The 24060-nt window shown below is 72.0% G+C and carries 25 protein-coding genes and 2 pseudogenes; 15 read left to right on the forward strand and 12 right to left on the reverse strand.

What is annotated here, in order from left to right; translation table 11 throughout:
* Nucleotides 1–17: 17 nt before the first annotated feature.
* The 3 genes from Z052_RS06185 to Z052_RS06195 all read right to left on the reverse strand — a co-directional run bounded on the left by Z052_RS06185 (nucleotide 18) and on the right by Z052_RS06195 (nucleotide 3632).
* Nucleotides 18–926, reverse strand: coding sequence for a succinylglutamate desuccinylase/aspartoacylase family protein (locus Z052_RS06185; RefSeq protein ID WP_049931580.1), 909 nt, complete (start codon nucleotides 924–926; stop codon nucleotides 18–20).
* Between the two features lie 56 nt (nucleotides 927–982).
* Nucleotides 983–2554: a lipopolysaccharide biosynthesis protein gene (locus tag Z052_RS06190; RefSeq protein ID WP_094519844.1), complete on the reverse strand. Its 1572-nt coding sequence runs from the start codon at nucleotides 2552–2554 to the stop codon at nucleotides 983–985.
* Nucleotides 2555–2645: 91 nt separating this feature from the next.
* A complete protein-coding gene (locus tag Z052_RS06195) occupies nucleotides 2646–3632 on the reverse strand; it encodes an aldo/keto reductase (RefSeq protein ID WP_086220072.1) in 987 nt (328 codons plus the stop codon).
* Nucleotides 3633–3723: 91 nt separating this feature from the next.
* On the opposite strand from Z052_RS06195, the gene Z052_RS06200 reads away from it, so the two are divergent.
* Nucleotides 3724–3951, forward strand: a complete 228-nt coding sequence (locus Z052_RS06200; protein WP_233127177.1) for a hypothetical protein — start codon at nucleotides 3724–3726, stop codon at nucleotides 3949–3951.
* Here the strand turns inward: Z052_RS06200 and Z052_RS06205 are convergent.
* Together Z052_RS06205 and Z052_RS06210 are read right to left on the reverse strand one after the other, a co-directional pair.
* Nucleotides 3911–4333, reverse strand: coding sequence for a hypothetical protein (locus Z052_RS06205; RefSeq protein WP_086220071.1), 423 nt, complete (start codon nucleotides 4331–4333; stop codon nucleotides 3911–3913). The genes Z052_RS06200 and Z052_RS06205 overlap by 41 nt on opposite strands.
* 66 nt (nucleotides 4334–4399) lie before the next feature.
* Entirely contained in the window at nucleotides 4400–5482 is a 1083-nt protein-coding gene (locus tag Z052_RS06210; RefSeq protein ID WP_094519843.1) for an alanine--glyoxylate aminotransferase family protein, read from the reverse strand.
* A 145-nt stretch (nucleotides 5483–5627) separates the two neighbouring features.
* Here Z052_RS06210 and Z052_RS06215 point away from each other — a divergent pair, with 145 nt between their 5' ends.
* The 3 genes from Z052_RS06215 to Z052_RS06225 all read left to right on the forward strand — a co-directional run bounded on the left by Z052_RS06215 (nucleotide 5628) and on the right by Z052_RS06225 (nucleotide 7883).
* On the forward strand, nucleotides 5628–6224 hold the full coding sequence (locus Z052_RS06215) for a metal-dependent hydrolase (RefSeq protein ID WP_176450665.1): 597 nt from the start codon (nucleotides 5628–5630) through the stop codon (nucleotides 6222–6224).
* Nucleotides 6225–6321: 97 nt separating this feature from the next.
* Nucleotides 6322–7350, forward strand: coding sequence for a thymidylate synthase (thyA, locus tag Z052_RS06220; protein WP_049931586.1), 1029 nt, complete (start codon nucleotides 6322–6324; stop codon nucleotides 7348–7350).
* Nucleotides 7350–7883, forward strand: coding sequence for a dihydrofolate reductase (locus Z052_RS06225; protein WP_086220069.1), 534 nt, complete (start codon nucleotides 7350–7352; stop codon nucleotides 7881–7883). Before thyA ends, Z052_RS06225 begins: the two co-directional genes overlap by 1 nt.
* 42 nt (nucleotides 7884–7925) lie before the next feature.
* Here Z052_RS06225 and Z052_RS06230 read toward each other — a convergent pair whose 3' ends face one another.
* Nucleotides 7926–8342, reverse strand: coding sequence for a thiol-disulfide oxidoreductase DCC family protein (locus Z052_RS06230; RefSeq protein WP_086215411.1), 417 nt, complete (start codon nucleotides 8340–8342; stop codon nucleotides 7926–7928).
* 214 nt (nucleotides 8343–8556) lie between these two features.
* Between Z052_RS06230 and Z052_RS06235 the strand changes: the two are divergent.
* Together Z052_RS06235 and endA are read left to right on the forward strand one after the other, a co-directional pair.
* Nucleotides 8557–9971: pseudogene (locus Z052_RS06235) on the forward strand (HTTM domain-containing protein).
* Between the two features lie 55 nt (nucleotides 9972–10026).
* Nucleotides 10027–11193 carry a tRNA-intron lyase gene (gene endA / locus Z052_RS06240; protein WP_094519842.1) on the forward strand — a complete coding sequence of 389 codons (1167 nt, stop codon included), beginning with the start codon at nucleotides 10027–10029 and terminating at the stop codon, nucleotides 11191–11193.
* Nucleotides 11194–11289: 96 nt separating this feature from the next.
* Here endA and Z052_RS21375 read toward each other — a convergent pair whose 3' ends face one another.
* Nucleotides 11290–11589 carry a helix-turn-helix domain-containing protein gene (locus tag Z052_RS21375; protein ID WP_394296313.1) on the reverse strand — a complete coding sequence of 100 codons (300 nt, stop codon included), beginning with the start codon at nucleotides 11587–11589 and terminating at the stop codon, nucleotides 11290–11292.
* Between Z052_RS21375 and Z052_RS06250 the strand changes: the two are divergent.
* Nucleotides 11470–12003 (forward strand): annotated as a pseudogene (locus Z052_RS06250) (P-loop NTPase); the annotation flags it as partial. The gene Z052_RS21375 and the pseudogene Z052_RS06250 overlap by 120 nt on opposite strands.
* A 17-nt stretch (nucleotides 12004–12020) precedes the next feature.
* On the opposite strand, the gene Z052_RS06255 reads toward Z052_RS06250, so the two are convergent.
* Nucleotides 12021–12512, reverse strand: coding sequence for a hypothetical protein (locus Z052_RS06255; protein WP_086215413.1), 492 nt, complete (start codon nucleotides 12510–12512; stop codon nucleotides 12021–12023).
* Nucleotides 12513–12642: 130 nt separating this feature from the next.
* On the opposite strand from Z052_RS06255, the gene Z052_RS06260 reads away from it, so the two are divergent.
* A complete protein-coding gene (locus tag Z052_RS06260; RefSeq protein ID WP_086215414.1) occupies nucleotides 12643–13245 on the forward strand; it encodes a hypothetical protein in 603 nt (200 codons plus the stop codon).
* Between the two features lie 27 nt (nucleotides 13246–13272).
* On the opposite strand, the gene serS is transcribed toward Z052_RS06260, so the two are convergent.
* The 3 genes from serS to Z052_RS06275 form a co-directional block, all read right to left on the reverse strand.
* Nucleotides 13273–14643 carry a serine--tRNA ligase gene (gene serS, locus Z052_RS06265; RefSeq protein WP_089308137.1) on the reverse strand — a complete coding sequence of 457 codons (1371 nt, stop codon included), beginning with the start codon at nucleotides 14641–14643 and terminating at the stop codon, nucleotides 13273–13275.
* Nucleotides 14644–14734: 91 nt separating this feature from the next.
* The gene (locus tag Z052_RS06270; protein WP_094519841.1) at nucleotides 14735–14974 is read right to left on the reverse strand and encodes a hypothetical protein; all 240 of its coding nucleotides are present in this window, start codon (nucleotides 14972–14974) and stop codon (nucleotides 14735–14737) included.
* 87 nt (nucleotides 14975–15061) lie between these two features.
* The gene (locus Z052_RS06275) at nucleotides 15062–15583 is read right to left on the reverse strand and encodes a hypothetical protein (protein WP_094519840.1); all 522 of its coding nucleotides are present in this window, start codon (nucleotides 15581–15583) and stop codon (nucleotides 15062–15064) included.
* 127 nt (nucleotides 15584–15710) lie between these two features.
* On the opposite strand from Z052_RS06275, the gene Z052_RS06280 reads away from it, so the two are divergent.
* The 5 genes from Z052_RS06280 (at nucleotide 15711) to yciH (ending at nucleotide 22125) form a co-directional block, all read left to right on the forward strand.
* Nucleotides 15711–17078 carry a dihydroorotase gene (locus Z052_RS06280; protein WP_086220436.1) on the forward strand — a complete coding sequence of 456 codons (1368 nt, stop codon included), beginning with the start codon at nucleotides 15711–15713 and terminating at the stop codon, nucleotides 17076–17078.
* Nucleotides 17079–17293: 215 nt separating this feature from the next.
* The gene (locus Z052_RS06285; protein WP_086215419.1) at nucleotides 17294–18334 is read left to right on the forward strand and encodes a MoxR family ATPase; all 1041 of its coding nucleotides are present in this window, start codon (nucleotides 17294–17296) and stop codon (nucleotides 18332–18334) included.
* A 27-nt stretch (nucleotides 18335–18361) separates the two neighbouring features.
* Nucleotides 18362–19504: a DUF58 domain-containing protein gene (locus Z052_RS06290; protein WP_094519839.1), complete on the forward strand. Its 1143-nt coding sequence runs from the start codon at nucleotides 18362–18364 to the stop codon at nucleotides 19502–19504.
* Nucleotides 19501–21777: a transglutaminase domain-containing protein gene (locus Z052_RS06295; RefSeq protein WP_094519838.1), complete on the forward strand. Its 2277-nt coding sequence runs from the start codon at nucleotides 19501–19503 to the stop codon at nucleotides 21775–21777. Before Z052_RS06290 ends, Z052_RS06295 begins: the two co-directional genes overlap by 4 nt.
* 54 nt (nucleotides 21778–21831) lie before the next feature.
* Nucleotides 21832–22125: a stress response translation initiation inhibitor YciH gene (gene yciH, locus Z052_RS06300; RefSeq protein WP_004596695.1), complete on the forward strand. Its 294-nt coding sequence runs from the start codon at nucleotides 21832–21834 to the stop codon at nucleotides 22123–22125.
* A gap of 119 nt (nucleotides 22126–22244) precedes the next feature.
* On the opposite strand, the gene Z052_RS06305 is transcribed toward yciH, so the two are convergent.
* Nucleotides 22245–23078: a geranylgeranylglycerol-phosphate geranylgeranyltransferase gene (locus Z052_RS06305; RefSeq protein ID WP_049931599.1), complete on the reverse strand. Its 834-nt coding sequence runs from the start codon at nucleotides 23076–23078 to the stop codon at nucleotides 22245–22247.
* Between the two features lie 138 nt (nucleotides 23079–23216).
* Here Z052_RS06305 and Z052_RS06310 point away from each other — a divergent pair, with 138 nt between their 5' ends.
* A complete protein-coding gene (locus Z052_RS06310; RefSeq protein WP_049931600.1) occupies nucleotides 23217–23822 on the forward strand; it encodes a helix-turn-helix domain-containing protein in 606 nt (201 codons plus the stop codon).
* Nucleotides 23823–23892: 70 nt separating this feature from the next.
* Nucleotides 23893–24051, forward strand: a complete 159-nt coding sequence (locus tag Z052_RS20160; protein WP_155120037.1) for a hypothetical protein — start codon at nucleotides 23893–23895, stop codon at nucleotides 24049–24051.
* Nucleotides 24052–24060: the final 9 nt, after the last annotated feature.

Consider the following 24060-nt stretch of genomic DNA (forward strand, 5'->3'; position numbering starts at 1 on the left):
ACGCAGTCCGACCGTTCTTACCGGTCCGCGCCGTTCCGCGCTCCGTCGCTTTCTCCCGTGCCCTCCGAGTCGTCGCGCGGGTACACCCGCAGGTCGCCCTCGCCCGGCGGCCTCAACGCGCCCGTGACGCGGCCGTACATGCCGAAGATGTCGTCGTACCCCTCCTCGCTCGCGAGGATCGGGACCAGCCCCGGCTCCTCGACGCGGTGGGTGTACACGTCGTCCTCCGCGAACACGGCGCCCTCCGGGATCGCCTCGAAGTTCGCGAAGTGGACGCGCGGCTCGCCGCCGCCCTTCGGCACCTCCTCGTCGCCTTTCACCACGACCGTCTCCGAGAACGTCGGCGGCTCGTCCGCGATCGCGCCGTGAACGCGGAGGAACGCTCGACACGCCTCGTGGCCGAACTCGACGGCCGCCTCGCTCCCCTGTCGGCCCACCTCGATCGAGACGGTGTGCGGGATCGTGGAGTCGAGCGTCGTCGACCGCAGGCCGCTCGCGTCGACGACGTGGTCGACCGGGAGCCCGGTGACGGTGCGGCGGACGGACTCCGTGAGGTCGCTGAAGATGGCGAACGGCGGCGGGGCGCTGTGGGAGGTGTGGAGCGCGAGCACGGCGTCGAACTCCTCCAACTCGGCGGCGAGCCGCGGCGCCAGCGCCCGCTCGTACTCGTCGCTGTCGGCGTCGCCCGGGAAGGCCCGGTTCAGGTCCGCGTCCGTGTAGCGCGTCTCGGCCGCGATCGCCGGTTCGTTGGCGAGTATCAGCCGGACGAGTCCGTCGGACTCCACGCGGTCGTCGTTCGGGTCGAGGGGTGGGAGTTCCTCGGCGAGCCGCTCCACTATCCGGACGCCGGCGGGCTCGTCGCCGTGGATTCCGCCGACGATCGCGACGCGGGCCGACCCCGCCGACCCGCGGTCGATCGTTTGCATACCGTGGGTACGACGCGGTCGGCCAATAAATCGTCGCGATCCGCGCGCGGGGATCCTCAGCGGTCGAACCGCTCCGCGATCGCGGCCCGGTACCGGCGCGCCAGCCGCCGCGCGACGAACCGGTCGCGGGGGTCCACGCCGAGGAGTCGGAGCGCGGCCGCGTACGCCGCGAGCCCGATCACGCTCCCCGCGAGGACCGCCGGGAGACCGGTCAGCAGCGCCCGGACCGCGAACATCGCGGCGGCCGCGACGCCGCCGGCCGCGAGCGGGGTGAGGAACGTCCGGTCGAACGGCCACAGCCCCTCGAAGCGGCGGAGGAGGACGACCTGGATCCCGTTCTGGACCGCGATGGCGAGCGACGTGCCGAGCGCGGCGCCGACGAGCCCGTAGCGGACGACGAACGCGTACGTCAGGCCGACGTTGAGGACCGCGAGCAGCCAGTCGAGCGCCATCCGCGCGTACTGGTGGTCCGTCATCATCAGCAGCCAACCGGTCGCGCCGACCGCGCTCCCGACGAAGACGCCGCCGAGGTAGACGACGAGCGGGAGGTACCCGGCGACGTACGCCTCGCCGAACAGGCCGAGTATCTCCCGGCCGTACACCACGAGCGCGGCGAGTATCGGGACGACGGCTGTGACGATCTGCCGCGTGACGGAGCCGTACACCTCGTTGAGCGTCGCCGTCCGGTCGTCCGCGTACAGCTCCGAGGCGACCGGCGGGAGCAGTTGGTTGAATGATAAGAGCGGGATCCACGCGACCGCGATCACCACGAGGACGACGTTGTACACGCCCGCCGCGGTCGCCGTCAGCAGCGCGCCGACGAGCAGCACGTCGACGCGGTTCTGGAACACCTTCCCGAGGCTGCTCATCGCGACGGGCGCGGCGTGGTCGTAGAAGCGGCGCGCCTCCGCGCGAGCACCGCGGAGCGTCGGGCGAACACCGGTGACGGACGCCGAGAGGGGGACGGCGGCCGCGGCCAGCAGTCCCGTCGCGGCGACGATGGCGCCGGCGACGCCGACGACCGAGTAGCCGAGCGCGAGCGCGCCGACGGCGCCGACCAGCCGGACGCCCGGGCGCAACAGCTTGTTGAACAGGACCTCGCCGCGGGCGGACCCCACCGCGCGGAAGAGCGCGGACGCGACCATCACGACCCCGAGCAGCCCGACGAGGCCGCCGAACGCGCGCATCGTTCCCGTGAACGCCGGCTCGGTGACGGTGCCGGCGTTTATCTCCGGCGCCGCGAGCCAGACGCCGACCGCGATCGCGACCCCGAACCCGATCGTCGTCCCGTACGCGAGACCGGCGACGGCGCCCTGCCGGCCCGCGTCGTCCGCGTACTCCGGGAGGTACCGCTGGATCGCGGGGACGCTGCCGAACGTCACGAGCCGGGAGCAGAGCTGAGCGATCCGCCACGCCAGCGCGTACACGCCGTAGGCGGTCGGGCCGAGCCCGCGGGTCAGCGCGAACTCGGCCGCCGCGATCAGCGCGCGCTGGCCGGCGACCCCGCCGGAGGTGAGCACGGCGCCGTGCGCGATCGTCTCTAACGCCTCGCGCTCGTCGTCGGGGATCTCGCCGCGCTCGCGCTCGTCGTCGGGCTCGGTCGCCGCCGCCTCGCGTTCGCTCTCCACGGTCGTCTCTGCCGATCCGGTCGCAGTCGCGCAAAAAAAGGGACGCGTTTCGCGGCCGGCCCGACCGGACTCGCGGTCCCGCGGCCGCGACCTACCAGCGCTGGTGGACGTGTTCGCGCACGTGTTCGTCGTACACCGCCGCCGCGGCCTCGCGCTCGGCGTCGGAGAGCGCGGCGGCCACGCTCGCGGCCGCGTTCGCCCGGATGTGGTCGGGGGTCGTCGAGCCCGGGATCGCGGTCGAGACGGCGTCGTGGTCGAGGATCCAGCGCAGCGCGAACTCCGAGAGCGGCCGGTCGTCCGGCAGGCGCTCGTCGAGCGCGTCGGCCGCGTCGAGGCCCGCCTCGAAGGGGACGCCGGCGAACGTCTCGCCCACGTCGAAGGCGTCGCCGTCGCGGTTGTAGTTCCGGTGGTCGTCCTCGGGGAACTCGTCGTCGCGGGAGAGCGCGCCCGTCAGCAGCCCCGAGGCGAGGGGCACCCGGCAGATCACGCCCACGTCGCGCGCGGCGGCCTCGTCGAGGAACAGCTCCGCGGGCCGCTGCCGGAACGGGTTGAAGACGATCTGGACGCTCTCGACGCCGGGATACTCGATCGCCTTCAGCCCCTCCTCGACGCGCTCGACGCTGACGCCGTAGGCGTCGATCCGACCTTCGGATTCGAGCGTCGCGAGCGCGTCGAACGTCTCCGGCCGGTAGTACACGTCCGTCGGCGGGCAGTGGAGTTGGACCAAGTCAAGCGTCTCGACGCCGAGGTTCTCCCGCGAGCGGTCGACGAACCGGCGGAGGTTCGCCTCCGTGTACCCGTCGGGCTCGTGGGGGTCGAGTCGGCGACCGGCCTTGGTCGCGACGGTCACGTCGCCGGCCGCGATCTCGTCGGCGAGCGTCTCGCCGAGGATCCGCTCAGAGCGACCGTCGCCGTACACGTCGGCGGTGTCGAAGAAGTCGATCCCGGCGTCGCGCGCAGTCTCGACCGCCGCGACCGCCTCGTCCTCCGTGACCTCGCCCCAGTCGCTCCCGATCTCCCACGCGCCGTAGCCGACCTCGCTGACCTCGCCGACATCGCCGAGTTCGCGGTGGTTCATACTGTCCGCTACTGATCGCGGCGGGGGCAAGGGCGTTCCGGAGGCGGCGAGGCCGCGACGTTCCATTCCACTGCTCACTTTTACCTGGAGCGTGGACGACACGAGAGACATGGCGAAGCTCGGGCTGGTAGTGAACGCGGTCGGTCTCCTGCTCAGCGCGGTCGGCACCCTCCTGCTGTACGCGCACGTGACCGACGAGTACCACTCGCACATTCAGGACATCGGGTCGATCGCGGTCGGCTACCTCGGCGTGATCCTGTTCGGGATGTCGGTGTCGCTCACCGGGATCGCGCTGTTGCTGCGGCGGTCCGCCGACTGAGGCCGCCTCCCTCGTGCGGGAACGGGAGGTGCGCCCGTCCCTGGTCCCACTCGGCGTTCATCACCCGCCAGCGGGGGTTGTCCCGCCACAGCGACAGTTCGTCGCGTTCGGCGAGCCGATGCGCCGTGGACTTGTCGTGGCCGTTCGCCCGGTAGAGGATCTCTCTGAGCTCATGATACAGGATGAACCGGTCGTACCTCGACCACTTCTCGGAGATCCAGACCTCGTTCCTCGGGATGCCTAGGTCGTCGGCCGCTGGCGGGTGGATCAGCTCCCCGTCGAGTTCGACGCGGTAACAGGCGTTGTACTTCGCGATCCTCTCGTGGGGGACGTGTTCGACCGTCCAGCCGTGCTCCCGGATCGCCTCGCGTGGTGACGGCATAACCGGATCGCCCGCCGCGTCTGAGATGAAGATATCGGCGGTTTGCGAGCCCGTCTCACCCCCCGTTCATAACACCGCCGCCAGCGCGTCCATCGTCTCGTCGACGCGCTCGACTCGCGCGTTGTGACCCATGTGGCCGACGCGGAGTACGTCTCCGGCGTCTTCGCCCAGTCCGGTCGCGAGAATCACGTCGTGCTCCTCGCGCAGCCGCTCCTGAAGCGCCTCGGCCCGACCGGGGACCTCGAAGGCGGTCACCGTCGGCGAACTGCGCTCCGGGTCGGGAACCGGCTCCAGTCCCAGCTCCGCGCCGCGCTCGCGGCACCGGGCCGCGGCCGCCTCGTGTCGCTCTCGGACCGCGTCGAGGCCCTCGTCCAGCAGCAGCCCGAGCGCCGCGTCGAGCGCGACGACCTCGGTCGTCAGGTGCGTGTACGGGAACCCGTCGCTCACGTCGCGGAACGGGAGGAAGTTCGCGTACAGCGAGTGCGGGTCCCGCTCCTCCATCGCGGCCCACGCGCGCTCGCTCACCGCGGCGGTCGCGAGCCCGGGCGGCGCGCTGAAGCACTTCTGTGAGGCCCCGAGGCACACGTCGATCCGGTCCGTCGGGACCGAGACGCCGCCGAGCGACGAGACGGCGTCGACGACCGTGAGGACCTCCGCGTCTGCGGCCTCGATCCGGTCGAGCGCCGCCGTAACGTCGTTGAGCGCGCCGGTCGGCGTCTCGCAGTGGACCATCGTCGCGATGTCGAAGTCGGCCTCGTCCCCCGCCAGCGCCTCGTCGAGCGCGTCGACCGGGAGCGGCTCGTCGTGGTCGGCGGCGACCAGGGTCGGGGTCCCTCCGTACGACTCCACGAAGTCGGCGAACCCCTCGCCGTAGAGCCCGTTCGACAGACACAGCACCTCTGTGCCGGGCTCGACGAGCGACGCGACCGCCGCCTCCAGCCCGAGGATCCCCTCGCCGCCGAGGGCGACGACATCGCGGGCGTCCCCTCCGGATGCGTCGGTGTCGACGCCGTAGACCCTCGCGAGCCGGTCGGTGAGCCGGTCGTATATCTCCCGGAACCGCGGGTCTACGTCGGGGTGTATCAGCTCGCGGGACATCGCGTCGCGCACGGGCTCTGGGACCGCGGTCGGCCCCGGCGTCATGAGCATACGTCCCGGTTTGACCGCCCGTATATAAACCGTCCGCGCGAAGCGCGACGGTCGGCGCCGCGGTCGAGCGATCGAGACGGTCGGGCGACGGAAACGGCCGGGCGACATACTCATATATTTCTGTCGCCTGAGTACGATCACAATGATGCTCCCGACCCACGTGCTGGCGGGGATGCTGCTCGCGACCCCGCTGGCGCTCGTGGCGCCGGAGCTGGCGCCGATCGGGTTCGTCGCCGGCTTTCTCGGCGGCCTCACGCCGGATCTGGACATGTACGTCGGTCACCGGCGGACGCTCCACTACCCGGTGTACTACCCGGTGATCGCGGTGCCGGCGCTGCTCGCGGCGGCGCTGGCGCCGTCACCCGTCACCGTCGGCGCCGCGTTCTTCCTCCTCGGGGCGGCGTTCCACAGCGTCACCGACATGTACGGCGGCGGGCTGGAGCTCCGCCCGTGGGAGGGGAACTCCGACAAGGCGGTGTACGACCACCACCGGGATCGGTGGATCCCGCCGCGCCGCGGCGTCCGCTACGACGGCGCGGTGGAGGACCTCGCGCTCTCCGTCGCAATGTCGGTGCCGCTGTACCTCCTGCTCGACGGGCCGCTCCGACGGCTCGTCGTCGCCACGGTGATCGTCGCCGCCGTGTACGCGGTCCTTCGCCGGCGTCTCGCGGACGCCGCCGCAGTGTTCTTCCCGCTGCTGCCGGCGGTGTTGGACCCGTACGTCCCCGAGCGGTACCGGTGACTGCGGCGGGTTCGATCAACGTTATTAGGTTCCCCGCCCCGTTTCATCCGATATCAGCCCGCGCCGGCGACGGCCGTCCCGGCGCGTCCACCCCACCATGCAACAGTACCTCGATCTCGTCGACGACGCGCTCTCGACGGGCACGTACAAGCCGAACCGGACCGGCGTCGACACCATCGCGACGTTCAGCGGGCAGTACACCGTCGACCTCGCGGAGGGGTTCCCCCTCCTGACGACGAAGAAGATGGACGGCTACCGGTGGAACTCGCTCATCCACGAGGTGCTGTGGTACCTCTCCGGTGAGGAGCACATCCGGAACCTCCGCGAGGAGACGAAGATCTGGGACGCGTGGGCCGACGAGGAGGGGAAGCTCGACACCGCATACGGTCGGTTCTGGCGGCGGTACCCCGTCCCGGAGGCGGCGGCCGAACTCCCCGGCGAGACGTGGCCCGACGACGCGGACCGCTGGGTCACCGTGGAGGAGGACGACGACGGGACGCGGCGGCGCACGTTCGACCAGATTCAGTACGTCCTCGACACGCTCGAAGAGAACCCCCACTCCCGCCGGATGGTCGTGAACGCGTGGCACCCGGCGAACGCCGCCGTCTCGACGCTACCGCCCTGCCACTACACCTTCGTGGTGAACGTCCAAGACGGCCGGCTCAACCTCCACCTGACGCAGCGGTCGGGCGACATCGCGCTCGGCGTCCCGTTCAACATCGCGGCGTACGCGCTGCTTGCGAACGCGCTCGCGCAGCGGACCGGCTTCGAGGTCGGGGAGTTCGGCCACACGGTCGTCGACGCGCACGTCTACTGCGGCCGCGGCGAGCGCGGGAAGTGGTACGCGAACAATCTCCGCTACGTCCAGGAGCGGCTCGCGAACGTCGAGAGCAAGGAGGACTACCTCGACGTGAAAAGCTGGGTCGAGCGCACCGCCCCCGACGAGCCGAACGGGCAGGAGGGGTACGACCACGTGCCCGGCCTGCTCGAACAGCTGTCGCGGACGCCCCGCGACCGCCCGCGGATCGAGATCGCGGACAAGCCGCTGGACGAGCTGACCTACGAGGACGTCGAGGTCGTCGACTACGACTCCGCGGACGGCATCTCGTTCGCGGTCGCGGAGTGATGGCGGGCATGGATTCGAACCCGGACCTCGTCCTCGTCGCCGCCGTCGCCGAGAACCGCGTGATCGGCGACGGCGACGCGATGCCGTGGCACTACCCATCGGACCTGGCACGGTTCAAGCGCCTCACGACCGGCCACCCGGTGATCGTCGGTCGGAAGACGTACGAACGCATCGCCGAGCGCGTCGGCGGCCCGCTCCCCGAGCGGACGAGCGTCGTGTTGACGACCCGCCCCGTCGACGACGGCGACTTCCCCGACGGCGCGGTCGTCGCGCACGACGTCGAGTCGGCGCTCGCGCGGGCGAGAGCGGACGCCGCCGACCGCGGCGTCGACGACGTGTACGTCATCGGCGGCGCGACGGTGTACGAGGCGTACCTCGACCGCGCCGACCGGATGGAGATCACCGAGATCCCCGAGCGCCCCGACGGCGACACGCGGTTTCCGGACTGGGACCGGGAGACGTGGGTCGAGCGCGCCCGCGAGACCGACGACGACCTCGCGTTCGTCACCTACGAGCGGCGCGACGCGGAGTGATCGGCGCGACGCGAAGTGAGCGAGCCGGGGGTAACGCCTCGCTCACTCGATGAACCGCGACTCCACGTCGCCGGTGGGCATCATACACCGGTCCTTCTTCCCGAACCACCGGTATCGGTTGTCGGCGACGAAGTCGTAGACTCGGTCGCGGACCGACTTCGGGACGTAGCGGAACGGCGAGAGCAGCCGGTAGCGGCCGCCGAGCCCCGACGCGATCTCGATGATCGCCGACGACTTCACGTAGCTCTCGCCGTCCTCGATCAGGACGACCGAGTCGAGGTCGTCGCTCGCAAGGTCGTGTTCGGCCAGCAGCGCCTGTCCCACGTCGGACTGGAGCGAGGCGAAGCGGTACTTCCCCTCCGCGTCGCGGGGGACGACGAACTGTACGAACCCGCTACAGAGGTTACAGACGCCGTCGAAGAGGATGACGGCCTCATCGTCGGGGATATCCCCGTCCATCACTCGCGAGCCTACGTCGCCGCCGCAGTTCAGGATTGCGGTGGACCCGGAGCCGGGGTTGCGGTGGCGGCGGAGCGGAAGATTGCGGCGAGCGCAGAAGGGGGATACCGGTTGCCGGGTACCCCGGCGGGCGCCGAGGCGGACGCGGTCCGTCCCGCGCACGGAAAACTTATACAGGTCCCTCGGCCTCTCCAACAAGTTGGAGTCCGACATCATGGCTCGAAGTTCCTCCGTCGCGACCGCCCGATCGCGGTTCCGGACCGTCGTGCGACGGCTTTCGGCGGCGCTCGCCGCGCGGTGTTCGGTGGACCTGCGCGCGCTCGCCGCCTTCCGGATCGGCCTCGATGCGCTGGTGATCGCCGACCTGATCCGGCGGTCGCGCTCGCTGTCCGCCTTCTACACGGACGACGGCGTGCTCCCGCGGAGCGCGCTGTTCGCCGACTACGGGGAGGTGTACTCCGTCCACGCGCTCGTCGGTGAGCCGTAGGCCGTGGCCCTGCTGTTCGCGCTCGCGGGCGCGTTCGCCCTCGCGCTGCTCGCCGGCTATCGGACGCGGCTCGCGGCGCTCGCCTCGTGGCTGCTGCTGCTCTCGCTCCACGCCCGGAACCCGATGGTGTTGAACTCGGGCGACAGCCTGCTCCGCATGCTGCTCTTCTGGAGCGTCTTCCTCCCGCTCGGCGCCCGCTGGTCGGTCGACGCCCTCAGGCGGGCAGGCGCGGGGACCGACGCGGACGCCGCCGCTGGCGCGGGCGGCTCCGAGAGAGATCCCGGGGCGGACGACGGCGATGAGTCCGCGACAGCCGGGCCGTCCGGGTCCGCCGTGGCGACCGTCGCCACGATGGCGGTCCTGATACAGGTGCTGTTGATGTACGTGACGAACGGCATCCACAAGCGCGGGAGCGACCTCTGGATGGACGGCGAGGCGGTCGCGTACATCATGCAGGCGGACCACTTCACCTACCTGCTGGGGAACCACCTCGCCGAGTTCACCGGCCTGCTCCGCGGTCTCACGGTCCTGTGGATCGCGCTCCTGTTCGCCTCCCCGCTGCTGATCCTGCTCACGGGGATCCCGCGCGCCGCGATCGCCTCGCTGTTCGTCGGGATGCACCTCGGCATGGCGGTCACGATGCCGATCGGCCTCTTCCCCATCGTCGTCGTCGTCGGCTTCGTGCCGTTCTTCCAGACCCCGGTCTGGGACGCCGCGGAGCGCGCCGTGGATCGGTTCGGCCCGCCGGCGGCCCTCGAACGGTGGCGCGCGCGCCTCGAGTCCGTCGGAGAGTCGCTCGCCTCGCTCGACGCGTCGATACCCCGACCGACGCCGAGCGAGACGTGTTGCGCGACTCGCCCGTGGAGTTCGACCGGCCGACGCGCGCGGAGGCCACCTACCGGAGCGCGCGCTGGCGGAAGTACCTCGGCAACGTCGCGTCGACGGACAACGAGAACCACCGGTTGTACCTCGCGAACTACCTCTGTGAGGACTGGAACCGGACCCGCGAGACGGCCGTGGAAAACGTCACGATCCACCAGCAGTACGAGCGGACCGACCCCTACAACGGGAGCGTGGTGGCCGCGAACGGGTTCGAGCTGATCGAGTACGACTGCTCGGGCGAGTTCATCCAAGACGAGTGACCGGCCCCGACCGCCGACCGCAACCCCCTTCCCTCGCCCGGCCGCCGTGACGGGTATGCAACCGACGGGACACCTGCGGAGCGACGCGGTCCGCGTGGGCGGGGACGCCCGCCAGCGCTTCTACGACGCCCGGGGGTACGGGCGGCCGCTCGACGGCAACGAGATCGCGCTCTCGCGGGTCGAGGCCGCCCACCTCCTGTTCCGCGGCGACCTCTCCGGGATCGAACTCGGGGGCGACGCGGCGGGCGTGTCGGGCGGCGACCCCGTCGGCTTCGAGCGCTTCTTCGTCGCGAGCGCGGCCGCCGCCGACCGCTTCGCGGTGCGGTTCCTCGTCTACTCCGACCTCCGCGACCGCGGCTTCTACCTCTCGCCCGCCCGCGAGCCGTGGCCCGGGGGGAGCGACGCGCCGGGAGACGCGGTCGACTTCGTCGCCTACGAGCGCGGCGAGACGCCCGACACGGGCAAGGTCAAGTACCCCATTCGGGTCGTCGGCGAGCGGGAGTCCGTCGCGGCCGCGGGGCTCGCGGGCCGCACCCTCGCGGTCGTCGACGAGGAGTCCGACATCACCTACTTCGCGGCCGAGGGCGGCGCGGTCGACGGCGCGACCGACTACGAGCCCCCCGCCGACCTGAGCGGCGTCCTCCTCGCCGACCGCGTCGTCGTCTGGGACGCCCCCGAGGGGTTGTACGAGCGCGGCTTCTACGGCCGCCCGCTCACCGGACGGGCCGCAGACGTCGAGGGCGCGCTCCAGCTCTCTCTCGTCGAGGCCGCGTCGCTGGTCGCGGACGGCCGGCTGGCGCTGTCCACGTCGGTCGGAGACGAGGGGGGTGTTGCCGGCGACGACGCCGCCCGGATCGTTGCCCGCGGCCGCGAGGTGGAGGGGGACCGCTTCGACCGCCGGCTCGCGGTGTACGAGCGCCTCCGCGGTGCCGACGCGGTGCCGAAGACCGGCTTCAAGTTCGGCGCCGACTTCCGGACGTACCTCGACGTGGAGACGGTCGAGGACCTGCCCCACTCCGAACACCTGGTGCGCGTCGTCGAGGCCGACCACCGGTTCTCGCCGCGCGAGCTCTCGCTCGACGTGCGGCTCGCCGGCGGCGTCCGCAAGGAGATGGTGTTCGCGGTGACGTCGGTCGGCGGCGGCGGACGCGGCGCGCGCGCGGCGGACTGGGTCCGCGCCGCCGACGTGGAGTGGGTCTCGGTCGACCGACTGACGCCGTAGCCGACCGGCACCGGAGTTGAGGGATACCGCAGCCGACCGTCTCGCGGCCGACCGATCACCGCCCCGTGGCCGACCGGTCACCGCTCCGCGGGCCGTTCACGACACCGTCACAGTGTCGTCGAACAGCGCGGCGAACAGCTTGTTTTCGGCCGCGCGGAGGTGCTGCGTGAACGTCGTCTGCGAGATGTCCATCATCGACGCCACCTCCTCTCCGGTGTGCTCGCGGGGCCACTCGAAGAACCCGGCGAAGTGCGCGGTGCGCGCCGCTTCGCGCTGCCGGTCGGTCAGCTCGGACCGGTCGCGCAGAACACGCTCACCGACCTCTTCGAGGACGTGTCGTGGGGGCAGCTCGACTACCTCGTGGTGGACCTGCCGCCGGGGACGGGCGACGTCCAGTTGACGGTGCTTCAGAACCTCCCCGTGACGGGGACAGTCGTCGTCACGACGCCGCAGTCCGTCGCCGTGGGCGACACCCGTCGAGGCGTTCAGATGTTCGGGGAGTACCGGACGAACGTGTTGGGCGTCGTCGAGAACATGAGCGGGTTCGTCTGCCCGAGCTGCGGGGACAGACACGAGATATTCGGCGAGGACGGGGGGCGGACGCTCGCCGAGTCGGTCGACGTCCCGTACCTCAAATCGCTGCCGCTGGACCCGGCCGTCCGCGCGGGAGGCGACGACGGTGAGCCGATCGTCTCCGACGGCGACGGCGAGGCCGCGGCGGCGTTCCGGGACCTGGCGGCCGCGGTCGCGAACAAGGTCGGCGTCCTCCGGCGTCACCACCGACAGCGGGAGAGCGAAGAGGCGGTCTGAGCGGCGCGCGCCGCCGTTCACGCCTCGATCTCGAAGGGGATCACGTAGGTCCTGTTGTTCGACCCGAGCGAGAAGACGTACTCGCCCGGCCGGTCGAGCACCGCGTCGCGCCGGTCGGACGCGTCCGACGCGGTCGGGTCGTAGCGGAGCGCCCACGTCCGCGTCTCGTCGGGGGCCAGTTCGATCACGGTCAGGTTGTACGTTCCCGCCGGCGCGTTCGCCGCCGCCCGCCACTCGGGGGCCCCCGAGTCGGCGGCGTTCCGGAAGACGACCCACCGGTCCGGATTGATCGGGACCGGCTCGTCGCCCACGTTCGTGGCGACGACGCGGACGGTCTCCCCGTCCCGATCGAGGGACAGCGAGAGCCCGCCCGTCCGCTGGTCGGGACACACCGGATCGTCGACCCGTTCGCCGTCCGGTCCTATCGCGGGGCAGCCCGGAGCGCCGCCCGACAGGCAGCCGGCGAGGACGACGAGACACGCGACCGCGACGAGGGCGAGTCGAGACATTACCGTCACGACGGTGCGCCGTTTCAAAAGGGGTCTCGGAGGCTACGACGATCGCTTGAGCTACCGACCGGCCGCGGGCGCCGCGGAGAGAGCAGGAAGCTTTTTCCGGCGGTGACGCGCGTCGACACCCATGGTCGACCCCTCCACGTTCCCCGCCGAGTCGAGCGCGTACGACATCTCAACGGTGGACCTCAGCGACGACCGATACGAGGTCACGCAGTCGCTGGTCCGCAACAAGTACGCCGTCACCGACAGCGCCGGCGATGTCGTCCTGCGCGGGAAACAGAAGATGTTCAAGCTGAAAGAGGAGTTCCCGTTCGTCACGGCCGACGGCGAGGACGCCTTCTCGGTGAAGGCCGGCGGCATCATGGACGTCGCGGGCAACTACGCGATCACCGACGCGGGCACCGGCGAGGAGGTCGTCGTCTTGGACGAGGACCTCTCGCTTCTCGTCGAGAACTGGACGATTCGCGACCCCGACACCGGCGAGGCGCTGGCGACGATCCGGTCGAAAAACAAGGTGCTGTCCGCGCTCCGGCACCTCGTCGGCCCCGCGAACCTGATCCCGAACAAGTACGAGATATTCGACGCCGACGGCGGCCACGTCGGCGACATCGCGGGGCAGTTCTCGATGCGCGACGCCTACACGGTCACCATCGACGACGCGAGCGGCGTGCCGAAGGAGGCGGTGATCGCCGCCGCGTGTATCCTCGACGCCCTAGAGAACAAGTAGCGGCCGCGACCGAGGGGACGGCGCCGGCTACTCCCCGCCCAGCTTCGACTCGCCGACCGCGTCGTGACCGTCGATGACCTCGGTGCCGCCCATGTACGGGCGGAGCGCCTCCGGGACGGTGACGGTGCCGTCGTCGTTCTGGTAGTACTCTAGGATCGCGACGACAATCCGCGGGACCGCGAGCCCCGAGCCGTTCAGGGTGTGGAGGTACTCCGCCGACTCGTGGTGCTCCTCGCGGTACTGGATCCCGGCGCGGCGCGCCTGAAAATCCTCGAAGTTGGAGACCGAGGAGACCTCCAGCCAGCGGCCTCCCTGCTCCGGGCCCTCGTCCATGTCGTCCGCGGGTGCCCACACCTCAACGTCGTACTTTTTCGCCTGCGTGAACCCGAGGTCACCGGTACACATCTCCAAGATACGGTACGGCAGTTCGAGGCGGCGGAGCACCTCCTCGGCCTCGTCGACGAGCCCCTCGAAGCGCTCGTCGCTCTCCTCGGGCCGGACGAAGTTCACCATCTCCACCTTGTTGAACTGGTGGACGCGGACGATACCGCGCGTCTCGGTGCCGTGTTCGCCCGCCTCCTGTCGGAAGTTGGGCGTGTACGCCTGGTACTTCAGCGGGAGGTCCTCGCCGAGGAGGATCTCGTCGCGGTGGAGGTTCGTGACCGGCACCTCCGCGGTCGGGAGCAGCCAGAGGTCGTCGTCGTCGTAGTCGTCCTCGTTCGACCCTTCGACGCGGTAGGCGTCCTCGGTGAACTTCGGGAGTTGCCCGGTGCCGCGCATCGACTCGGAGTTGACGGGGATCGGCGGGAACACGTCCTCGTACCCCTGCTCGCGGTGGACGTCGAGCATGAACTGGATCAGGGCGTGTTCGAGGCGCGCGCCGTCGCCCTTCGCGACGTAGAACCCGCCGCCGGCGACCTTCGCGCCGCGCTCGAAGTCGAGGATCTCGAGGTCCTCACCGAGGTCGTAGTGCGGCTCCACGTCGGCGGGGACCTCGCGGTGGTCGTCGAACCCCTCGCGGCGCACCTCGACGTTCTCCGACTCGTCCGCGCCGACCGGCACGGAGTCTTGGGGGATCTGGGGCAGTTCGAGCAGCGACGCCTCCAGTTCGCGCTCCAGTTCGTCGGCGCGCGCCTCGACCTCCTGGAGCTCCGACTTGAGCTCCTGGGAGCGCTCGATCGCCTCCTGGGCCGCCTCCTCCTCGCCGGCGGCTTTCAGCTCGCCGATCGTCGAGGAGACCTCGTTGCGCTCGTGGCGCAGGTCGTCGCCGCGCTGTTTCAGCTTCCGCCACTCCTCGTCGACGTCGAGTATCCGGTCGAGGTCGACGTCGACGCCCTTGTTGTCGAGCGCCTCGCGGACGACCTCGGGGTTCTCCCGGACGAACTGTCGAGACAGCATTTGTCGGGAGTTCCGCGGGGCGACCCAAAACCGTATCGGAGCGTCGTCACCGCGTGACAAGGATTCGGGCCGGGGCGCGGAACCGCGGGCCTCAGGGGGTGAACGAGAACGTACCGAACGCCATCAGGAGGGCGAGCGCGGCGACGACGACGCCCATCACGCGCATCATCAGGATCCGCGTGTCGCTCGGTTCGATCCGCCCCGTCGATCCGTCTGGCGAGCGGGTCTGCCAGCTCGTCATCTTTCGCGGGAACGCCGCCATCGCCAGCGCGCCGGCGCTAACGAGGAGGGGGACGGCAACGAAGAACAGCCGGAATGGTGCGGGGAGCATGCGCGGTGGAGTCTCGACGCGAGGCAACAAAGTGTTATGGAATCGGGAGGTCCCGCGGAGTCGGGGCGCCCGGTTCGCGCGTCGCCGTCAGTACCCGCCCGGTAACGCCATCCCGACGGCGAGCGCGGCGAGCGGCACGGCGGCGACGACCGCGTACCAGAGGCCGGCGGCGCCGAGGAGGAGCCACGTCCCGACGCCGTATCCCGTCGGGTCCCAGTCGACCCCGAACCGCGGCAGCCCGGCGACCGCGGCCGCGGGGGCGACGAGGCCGACGAGGACGCCGCCGAGAAGCGCCGTTGAGAGGAACCCCGAACTCCACGCGGGCCCCGCCTCGCCGGCGCGCGCCACCGTGAGGCCGACCCCGACGAGGTACGGGACGGAGAGCCCGACCGCGACCGCAAGGTACGAGGGGAGGACCCGCCCCGCCGGGGGAAGCGCCTCGAACAGCGCCCGGAGGCGCGACGCCGCGAGGAACGGCGCGCACAGTCCCGCGGCGACGAGCCCGGGGAAGCCCAGCAGCGCGAGCGTCCACAGCCAGCCGACGACCGAATCGACGACCGCGGGAGCGAGGGAGAGCGGAACCGACGGAGCGGGGACGGGCGAGACCATGCGCGAGACGAGCCGCCGCGGGCGGCAAACCTCTTGTGGTGACCTGCGAGGCGTCGCCGTCGCGGTCGGCCGGCGGCCGCCCGGAACCACCAGCGTTTATCCCGCTCGCCGCGACCGGCCGACAACGATGCTCATCACGGGCGCGACGCTGGCCGACGGCCGGGTGCGAGACGTGCGTATCGGCGACGACGGACGGATCGACGCGGTCGCCGAGGGGCTCGGCGCCGACGGCGGCGAGCGCGTCCTCGAAGCCCGCGGGAGGCACCTCCTGCCGGGCGCTGTCGATGTCCACGTCCACTTCCGGGAGCCCGGCGGGGGGCACAAGGAGACGTGGACCTCCGGGTCCGAGAGCGCGGCCGCCGGCGGGGTCACGACCGTCGTCGACCAGCCGAACACCTCGCCCCCGACGGTCGACGGCGCGGCGTTCGACGAGAAGGCCGCGCTCGCGGCCGACTCGCTCGTCGACTACGGGATCAACGGCGGCGTGACCCCCGACTGGGACCCCGAGGAGCTGTTCGATCGGCGACTCTTCGCGCTCGGCGAGGTGTTCCTCGCGGACTCGACCGGCGACATGGGGATCGACGCCGACCTGTTCGCCGACGCGCTCGACGAGGCGAGCGCCCGCGACGTGCCGGTCACGGTCCACGCCGAGGACGCGACGCTGTTCGACGACGGCGCGCTCAACGGCGACCTCGGCGGGGTCGGCACGGCCGCGACCGCCAACGCGTGGTCCGCCTATCGGACGGCCGACGCCGAGGTCGCCGCGGTCGAGCGCGCGCTCGCGACGGCCGCGGAGCGCGACGCCCAACTCCACGTCGCGCACACCTCGACGCCAGAGGCGGTCGACGCGGTGACGGAGGCCCGCGAGGGCGGGTCGGGAGCCGACGAGGACGGGGGCGACGCCGACACCGCACTGGTCACCTGCGAGGTGACGCCGCACCACCTCTACCTCTCCCGCGAGCGGGCGCGGTCGCTCGGCACGTTCGGGCGGATGAACCCGCCCCTCCGGTCGGAAGAGCGCCGCGAGGCACTGTTCGCCCGGCTCGCCGCGGGCGACGTCGACGTGGTCGCGACCGACCACGCGCCTCACACGGTCGAGGAGAAGCGGCGGGGACTCGTCGACGCGCCGAGCGGCGTGCCGGGCGTGGAGACGCTGTACCCCCTGCTCCTGGAGTCGGCGCGGACGGGCGAACTGTCGCTCGAACGCGTCCGGAACGTGGTCGCCGCGAACCCGGCCGAGATATTCGGCCTCGACCGGAAGGGGCGGGTCGCGGCGGGGCGCGACGCCGACCTCGTCCTCGTCGACATCGCCGACCCCCGCGAGATCGAGGCCGCCGCGCTCCACAGCGCCCCCGCGTGGACCCCATTCGAGGGGCTCCGCGGGGTCTTCCCCGAGGTGACGCTCGTCCGCGGCGAGGTCGTCTACGAACGCGACCCGGCGACGGGGGCGGCGTCGTTCGGCGAGCCCGTCGGGCGGAACGTCAGGGAGTCGTAATCGCGGGGAATCGAAGGGAATCGCGGAGCGCTGTGCGGAAACGGCGCGTCCGGGCGATCGACGGCCGAGACGCCGAAATCGGCCGCGACGGCGGATCGGGGGCGGCGGAACGCATATGCCGTTGCTCGCCTTAGCCGGTGTATATCGATGACCACGGGGAGCATTCGCACGGTCGCCTCGGGGCGGGAGCCCGACCTGGACGAGGTCGGCCGGACATGACCGACCCCGGAGAGTCCGGGCCGGTCGGGACGGGTCCCGCGGGGTCGGCCGACGCGGAATCGAGCGACGCCGAGGCCGCGGGAGCGACGACCGGGGCCGGCGCGGGGAGCGGACCGGAGACCCCCGCGGACGTCGCCACGCTCGCGGACCGCATCGTCGAGGAGGTCGAGGACGTGATCGTCGGCAAGCGAGGCGCGGTCGAACACGTCCTCGTCACCGTGCTGGCGCGCGGCCACCTGCTCGTGGAGGACGTGCCGGGCGTCGGGAAAACGACGCTCGCGAAGTCGGTCGCGCGCTCGATCGACGGCTCGTTCAAGCGCGTCCAGTTCACCCCCGACCTCCTTCCCTCCGACGTCACCGGCGTCAACGTGTTCAACCGCCGCACTGACGAGTTCGACTTCCAGCCCGGTCCGGTGTTCGCGAACGTCGTGCTGGGCGACGAGATCAACCGCGCCCCGCCGAAGACGCAGTCGGCGCTCTTGGAGGCGATGGAGGAGAACCAGGTGACGACCGACGGGACCACCCGCGAGCTGCCGGACCCGTTCTGCGTGATCGCGACCCAGAACGACGTGGAGCCGGGACAGACGTACGAGCTTCCGGTCGCGGAGGTCGACCGGTTCACGAAGAAGATCCGGCTCGGCTACCCGGACACCGAGGAGGAGGCCGCGATCCTCGGGCGGCTCACCGGCGACCACCCGGTCGACTCGGTCGAGCCGGTCGCGACGATCGCGGACGTGCGGGCGGCCCGCCGGGTCGTCGGCGAGGTCGAGGCCTCGGAGGCGGTCCGGGAGTACGTGGCCCGGCTCGCGGTGTTCACCCGGCGGAACGCGAAGCTCGGGGCGAGCCCGCGCGGGAGCCTCGCGCTGATCCGCGCGTCGCAGGCCCGCGCCGCGCTCGACGGCCGCGGGTACGTGATCCCGGACGACGTTCAGACCGAGGCGCCGACGGTGCTCTCGCATCGGGTCCGGACCGAGTCGGGCGGGACCGACGGCGCGGACGTCGTCAGCGACGCGCTCGACCGGATTCGCGTGGAGTGACCCGCCCATGACGCCCCCCTCGCGCCGATGACGCCAGCGCTCACCCGACGAGGGCGCGTCGCCGGCGTCGTCGGCCTCGTCGCAGCCGCCAGCGCGTTCGCAGCAGGCGGCCGCGCCTTAGACGCGATCGTGATCCCGGTCGCCATCGCGCTCGCGGCCGGCTACGTCCAAGTGTTGCGGGTCGACGTGCCCGCGGTCCGCCACGTGGCGCCCGCCGACGGATTCGTCGGGGAGACGCGGGAGGTCCGCCTGGAGTTCGGACCCGACGCGGTCGGGGGCGGCGACGCCTCCCCGTCGTTCCTCGCCGACGTGTCTGTCCGGGTAGACGAGGGGCTCGACGGGCCGACGGCGCCGATCCGAGCGTCCGTCGGCACTGAGCCGGTGTCGTACCGCGTGACGTACCGCGAGCGCGGCGAGCGGACCCTCGGACCGATCGACCTCACTGTGACCGACGTGTTCGGCCTCTTCGAGCGCGAACTGGTCGTCGACGAGACCGACGCCGTGACGGTGTACCCGCCCCGCGACCCGATGCCGACGCGGTTCCGGCGGGCGCTGTACGCGGCCGACGCGGTCGACGTGAGCCGGCAACGGGAGGAGTTCGACCGGCTCCGCGAGTACACCCGTGGCGACGCGGTCCGCGACGTCCACTGGGCGACGACCGCCAAGCGAGACGAGATCGTCGTCAAGGAGTTCGCGGCCGAGACCGCGCGGAACCGGGTGACGATCGCGGGCGGGACAGACGTCGGCAGCGGGAAGGAACGACCGGTGTTTGCCGGTATCGACCACGGCGACACCGACCGGGCCGCGAGCGCGGTCGCGGCCGACGAGCTCGCCCGGGCGACGGTGAGTCTCGCGCTGGCGCTGCTCGACGACGGGGTCCCGGTCGACGTGCGGCTCCCCGGCGGTCGCGTCTCGGCGGCACCGGGCGGCCGCGGTCGACGAGAGGTGCTGGAGCTGGCGGCGGTGACCGGCCCGGGAGCTGTGGCCGACGACGAGGCCGACGTGACGATCGTCGCCGGGGCGGACGGCGCCCGGTTCCGCACGGGCGACCGGGCGGTCTCCTTCGCGGACCTGCGCCGCGAGGCCGAGGAGGAGGGCACGCCGACCGGAGCCCACGGCCCGCGCCGAGCCGAGAGCGCGGCGGACCCCGGGGAGGTGGCGTCGCCGTGAGCCGCGGTTCGTCGCTCCGGGAACCCCGTTCACCGGGCGAGCCGACCGACGGCGACGGGCGGCTCGCCGACGCGGCGGTCGTCGGCGTCGCGGTCGTCACCGCGGCGTACCTCGCCGTGTTCTTCCAAATAACGAACGTCGTCGGCGGGACGGGACGGACCGCCGGCGTCGTCGCGCTCGCCGGCCTCGGCGGCGTCGCGCTGGCGCGGGCCGTCGGCGAGCGGACCGCGCTGTGGCTGGCCGGCCTCCTCCTCGCCGCGGGGCTCGCCGCCTACGTCCTCGCGATCCCCGAGAGCCGGCGAGCGCTGTTCACGGCGCGGAGCGTCACCTTGGACCTCCTCGCGCTGTCGACCGGGCTCTCCGTGTTGCGGCTGGCGCTCGCGGACGTCTGGGTGCTCGCGGTGGCGCCGGTGCCGACGTTCCTCGTCGGCTACTTCGTCGGGCGCGGGCGACACGTCGCGGCCGCGTCGGTCGCGGGAGGGACGCTCGGCTTCCTCGTGTTGACCGGCGACGCCGAGACGGGAGCCGCGGTCGCCGGGGTCGTCGGCCTGGCGCTCGCCGTCGGCCTCGCGACGCTCTCGACGCCGAGCCGGCGCCGCGGCCACGCGGGGACGTTCGCCGTGGTGGTCGCCGCGATGGTCGTCGCGAGCGCGACCGTCACCGTGATCCCGGCGGGGGCGGCGGCCCCGCTGGGGCTCGACCGCGGGACGACGACGTTAGAGTCGAGCCTGAGCGGCGACGACGAGCTGGACGTCGTCGGATCGACGCGGCTCTCGCCGGAGGTGCGGTACACGATCGAGAGCCCGGTTGAGCGGAACTGGCACACCGGCGCGTACGACACCTACACCGGCGATGGGTGGGTGCGGAGCGGCGAGCGGTCAGCGGTCAACGGCTCGCTGTCGGGCCCGCCGGGCGCGAGCGACCTCGTCGAGACGCGGATCACCTCGGAGGCCGAGTCGACCGCGCTGCCGGCGCCGTGGAAGCCGGTCTCGGCTCTGGGCGGCGGCGCGGTCGAGGTCGACGAGCGGGGGAGCCTCCGGCTCGCGGAGCCGCTCGAACCGGGCGACGGGGCGGTCGTCCGGAGCCGCGTGCTCGACGCAGACCCCGCGGCGCTCCGGAACGCCAGCGACGACTACCCCACGGCCATCGAGGAGCGGTACACGCAGCTGCCCGAGAGCACGCCCGGGCGGGTCGGCGACCGAACAGAGGAGATCGTCGCTGCCGCGGGCGCGGAGTCGCCGTACGAGCAGGCGGCCGCGGTCGAGGCGTACCTCCGCTCGGAGTACGAGTACACGCTGACCGTCGAGGAGCCCGAGGGAGACGTGGCGGACGCGTTCCTCTTCGAGATGGACGCCGGGTACTGCGTGTACTTCGCGACGACGATGGCGGCGATGCTCCGGTCGCAGGGGATCCCGGCGCGCTTCGAGACCGGCTACACCCCGGGCCAGCGGGTGGGCGACGACGAGTACGTCGTCCGGGGACAGAACGCCCACGCGTGGGTGTCGATCTACGTGCCGGACCACGGCTGGGTGGCGTTCGACCCGACCCCGTCCGGGCCGCGCGACGAGACGCGGGCGACCCGGCTCGCGGAGGCGCGCGCCGACGGGGCGGAGAACGTCGACACGGACGCGTCCGTCCCGGACCGGACGCCGGACCCCGAACCGAACCAGACCGACGCGGAGACGACCGACGACGCGCCGAGCGGGGGGACGAACGACTCGACGGTCGGGAACGCGAGCGGCGGCGGCGCGGTCGGTCCCACCGACATCGCGCGGCTCGACGGGACCCGGACCGGAACCATTCCGGCGGCGGCCACGCGGTCGGCGAGGGGATCCGAGGCGGACGGGAGCGACGGCGGCCCGCTCGGGTCGCTCCCCGACCCGGAGACCGCGCTCTACTGGCTGCTCGTCGCGGGGCTCGGCGTCGCGGGGGTCCGCCGGACGGGACTCGCGGGACGAGTTCACCGTCGGATCGGTCCGGCGCTCCCGCGGCGGCGGCGCGATCCGAGGGCGGACGCCGAGCGCGCGTTCGGGGACCTCGAACGGCTGTTGGCCGGGCGCTACCGCGAGCGGCGCCCGGGGGAGACGCCGCGGAGCTACGTCGACGCGGTCCGGACGCTCGGCGCGGACGAGCGCGTCGAGACCGTCGCCGCCGCGTACGAGCGCGCCGCGTACGCCGGGTCGGTGACGCGCGCCGAGGCCGACGAGGCCCGGCGAGCCGTGCGCCGGCTCGCGCTCGAACGGCTGCCGCTCGTCGGGCGGTTCGTCCGCTGAACGGGGGGCTTCCCGACACTATTTAATATGGGCATCCTGTAGACTCAGGCTGTAATGTCGGAAGTCTGCTCGACGTGCGGACTGCCCCAGGAACTCTGCGTCTGCGAGGACGTCGCGAAAGAGTCCCAGCAGATCAGCATCCGCATCGACGAGCGCAGGTACGGTAAGGAGGTAACGGTCATCGAAGGATTCGACCCGAAGGACGTGGACCTGAGTTCCCTCTCGTCGGATCTCAAGTCGAAGTTCGCCTGCGGGGGCACCGTCGAAGACGGCGCCATCGAACTCCAGGGGAACCACTCGGGTCGCGTGGAGGACTTCCTCCGCGACAAGGGCTTCAACGTCGCGTGACCGTCACCTGACCGTCCGCCGTCGAGCGTCGGTTCGAACCGCAGTCGGCTCTCGTTTTTACCATGAGTCGCGTCCGGGAGCGACGGCACCGTCGACTCACGCGGCCGGAACGGACCGTCTCAGGCGACTACCGCGGCGCGGCCGACGACGAACGCCACCGCCGCGAGGAAGGTTCCGTACTTAAATCGGCGCTGCGCGGCGGCCGGGTCGGCGAAGCCCTCGTAGGCGGCGTACAGCATGACCGCGTCGGCGACCGCGACGACCGCGAGGTACGCCGCGCCGAGCGTCCCGGAGAGGTACGGTAGCGGGCTGACGGTCACGGCGACGCCGAGCGCGGCCGCGCCGATCCACAGCGCGCGGCGCTCGCCGACCGCGATGGGGAGCGTCGCGAGCCCCTCCTCGCGGTCGCCCGCCACGTCCTCGACGTCTTTGATCACCTCGCGGGTGAACGTCGAGAGACCGGCGAGCGCGGCGAGGACGAGGACCGCGCGCGGGTTCCCGACCGCGGCGCCGCCGAACAGGAACGTCGAGCCGACGAGGTAGGCGACCAGAGCGTTGCCGAGCCCGGGCGTACCCTTGAAGACGCTCGTGTAGGTGACGAGCGCGACGAGGTTCACCGCGGCGATGCCGATCGCGAGGGTCGGGAGTCGGACCGCGAACGCGACCGCGACCGCGAACCAGAGCGCGGCGGTCGCCAGCGCGGTCCGCGGCGAGACGGCGCCACGGGGGATCGGCCGGCCGGGGCTGTTGACGGCGTCGATCTCGCGGTCGAAGTAGTCGTTGATCGCGTTGCCCGCGGCGACCGCGAAGACGGTCGTCGCGGCCGCCAGCGCGGTCGGGAGGGCGGCGCCGCCCGCGCCCGCGACGAACGCGCCGGTGGCCGTGAGCCCCCCGGCGGCGACGCAGTTGCCGAGGCGCGCGAGCTCGACGATACCGCGGAGCGCGTCTCGCACGTCGTCCGCCTACTCCCGGCCGCGAGGAATAAACGGTGTGGGATCGGTCGCGCTACGCCGCCGGCCCGGCTCGGGTCGTCCAACCGGTCCGCGGGAATCCGCCGAAAAGTAAAACCGGCGCTGCCCGTACCGGCTGTCATGTCCGACGCCGCCGTCAGCGGGGACCGCCGCCTGCGGGTCGACCTCGACGTCGACCTCGTCGACGACAGCGGGTGTCCGATCGTCACCGAAGCCACCGAGGCCGCCGGGGTAGCTGTCAACGCCGTCGGCGAGGAGTGCGTCGTCGACGTGACGACGCCCGACGGCGACGTGCGCCGTGGGACAGGCGAAGTGAGCGAGGACTGCCTCTGTCACGCCTTCTCCCGGCTCGGCTACGCCCCGCACTTCCGGCGCGTCGAGGACGGGACGATCCTCGTGACCGCGTACGTCGACGACCGCGACGCCGTGCGCCGACTGGTCGAGGAGCTCCGCGAGGTCGTCGACCGGGTGCGGCTCGTCCGGCTCGCGGTCGTGGAGGGCCCCGACGCGACCGAGCAGGTCACCTTCGACCTCTCCGCGCTGACGCCGAAACAGCGCCGCGGCCTCGAACTCGCGGTCGTCCGCGGCTACTTCGACGACGACCGCGACGTGCGCCTGAGCGACCTCGCGGACGAGCTCGGGATCAGCAAGTCGGCGCTCTCACAGCGGCTCCGCACTGCGCAGGCGAAGCTGGTGACCGACGTCTTCGACGGCGTCGAAGGGTGAGCGCGGTCCTCTTGAAGGGATACACACGTGAAGCGGGACGCGGAGGTGGCGTCGACGCGTCGGGCCGGGTATGACCGACGACGAGCCACCGGTTCCCGAACCGGCCCGAGACGACGCCACCGTCGAACTCGTGCGCGACGCCATCGGCGTCGCGCGCGGCGAGGTGCCCGCGGAGCGGTTCTCGACGAAGTACGGCACGGGGATCGAGTCGGACGGCGGCCCGGAGTAAAGCCCACCG

It is taken from the genome of Halorubrum sp. C191 (genome assembly GCF_002727095.1).
GTDB classification, from domain to species: domain Archaea; phylum Halobacteriota; class Halobacteria; order Halobacteriales; family Haloferacaceae; genus Halorubrum; species Halorubrum ezzemoulense.

Excerpts from the sequence above, each read along its gene's own strand:
- Z052_RS06185 (WP_049931580.1), bottom strand. The coding sequence starts at position 926 with ATGCAAACGATCGACCGCGGGTCGGCGGGGTCGGCCCGCGTCGCGATC.
- Z052_RS06195 (WP_086220072.1), bottom strand. The coding sequence starts at position 3,632 with ATGAACCACCGCGAACTCGGCGATGTCGGCGAGGTCAGCGAGGTCGGC.
- Z052_RS06205 (WP_086220071.1), bottom strand. The coding sequence starts at position 4,333 with ATGCCGTCACCACGCGAGGCGATCCGGGAGCACGGCTGGACGGTCGAA.
- Z052_RS06210 (WP_094519843.1), bottom strand. The coding sequence starts at position 5,482 with ATGCTCATGACGCCGGGGCCGACCGCGGTCCCAGAGCCCGTGCGCGAC.
- Z052_RS06215 (WP_176450665.1), top strand. The coding sequence starts at position 5,628 with ATGCTCCCGACCCACGTGCTGGCGGGGATGCTGCTCGCGACCCCGCTG.
- thyA (WP_049931586.1), top strand. The coding sequence starts at position 6,322 with ATGCAACAGTACCTCGATCTCGTCGACGACGCGCTCTCGACGGGCACG.
- Z052_RS06225 (WP_086220069.1), top strand. The coding sequence starts at position 7,350 with ATGGCGGGCATGGATTCGAACCCGGACCTCGTCCTCGTCGCCGCCGTC.
- Z052_RS06230 (WP_086215411.1), bottom strand. The coding sequence starts at position 8,342 with ATGGACGGGGATATCCCCGACGATGAGGCCGTCATCCTCTTCGACGGC.
- endA (WP_094519842.1), top strand. The coding sequence starts at position 10,027 with ATGCAACCGACGGGACACCTGCGGAGCGACGCGGTCCGCGTGGGCGGG.
- Z052_RS06255 (WP_086215413.1), bottom strand. The coding sequence starts at position 12,512 with ATGTCTCGACTCGCCCTCGTCGCGGTCGCGTGTCTCGTCGTCCTCGCC.
- Z052_RS06260 (WP_086215414.1), top strand. The coding sequence starts at position 12,643 with ATGGTCGACCCCTCCACGTTCCCCGCCGAGTCGAGCGCGTACGACATC.
- serS (WP_089308137.1), bottom strand. The coding sequence starts at position 14,643 with ATGCTGTCTCGACAGTTCGTCCGGGAGAACCCCGAGGTCGTCCGCGAG.
- Z052_RS06270 (WP_094519841.1), bottom strand. The coding sequence starts at position 14,974 with ATGCTCCCCGCACCATTCCGGCTGTTCTTCGTTGCCGTCCCCCTCCTC.
- Z052_RS06275 (WP_094519840.1), bottom strand. The coding sequence starts at position 15,583 with ATGGTCTCGCCCGTCCCCGCTCCGTCGGTTCCGCTCTCCCTCGCTCCC.
- Z052_RS06280 (WP_086220436.1), top strand. The coding sequence starts at position 15,711 with ATGCTCATCACGGGCGCGACGCTGGCCGACGGCCGGGTGCGAGACGTG.
- Z052_RS06285 (WP_086215419.1), top strand. The coding sequence starts at position 17,294 with ATGACCGACCCCGGAGAGTCCGGGCCGGTCGGGACGGGTCCCGCGGGG.
- Z052_RS06290 (WP_094519839.1), top strand. The coding sequence starts at position 18,362 with ATGACGCCAGCGCTCACCCGACGAGGGCGCGTCGCCGGCGTCGTCGGC.
- yciH (WP_004596695.1), top strand. The coding sequence starts at position 21,832 with ATGTCGGAAGTCTGCTCGACGTGCGGACTGCCCCAGGAACTCTGCGTC.
- Z052_RS06310 (WP_049931600.1), top strand. The coding sequence starts at position 23,217 with ATGTCCGACGCCGCCGTCAGCGGGGACCGCCGCCTGCGGGTCGACCTC.
- Z052_RS20160 (WP_155120037.1), top strand. The coding sequence starts at position 23,893 with ATGACCGACGACGAGCCACCGGTTCCCGAACCGGCCCGAGACGACGCC.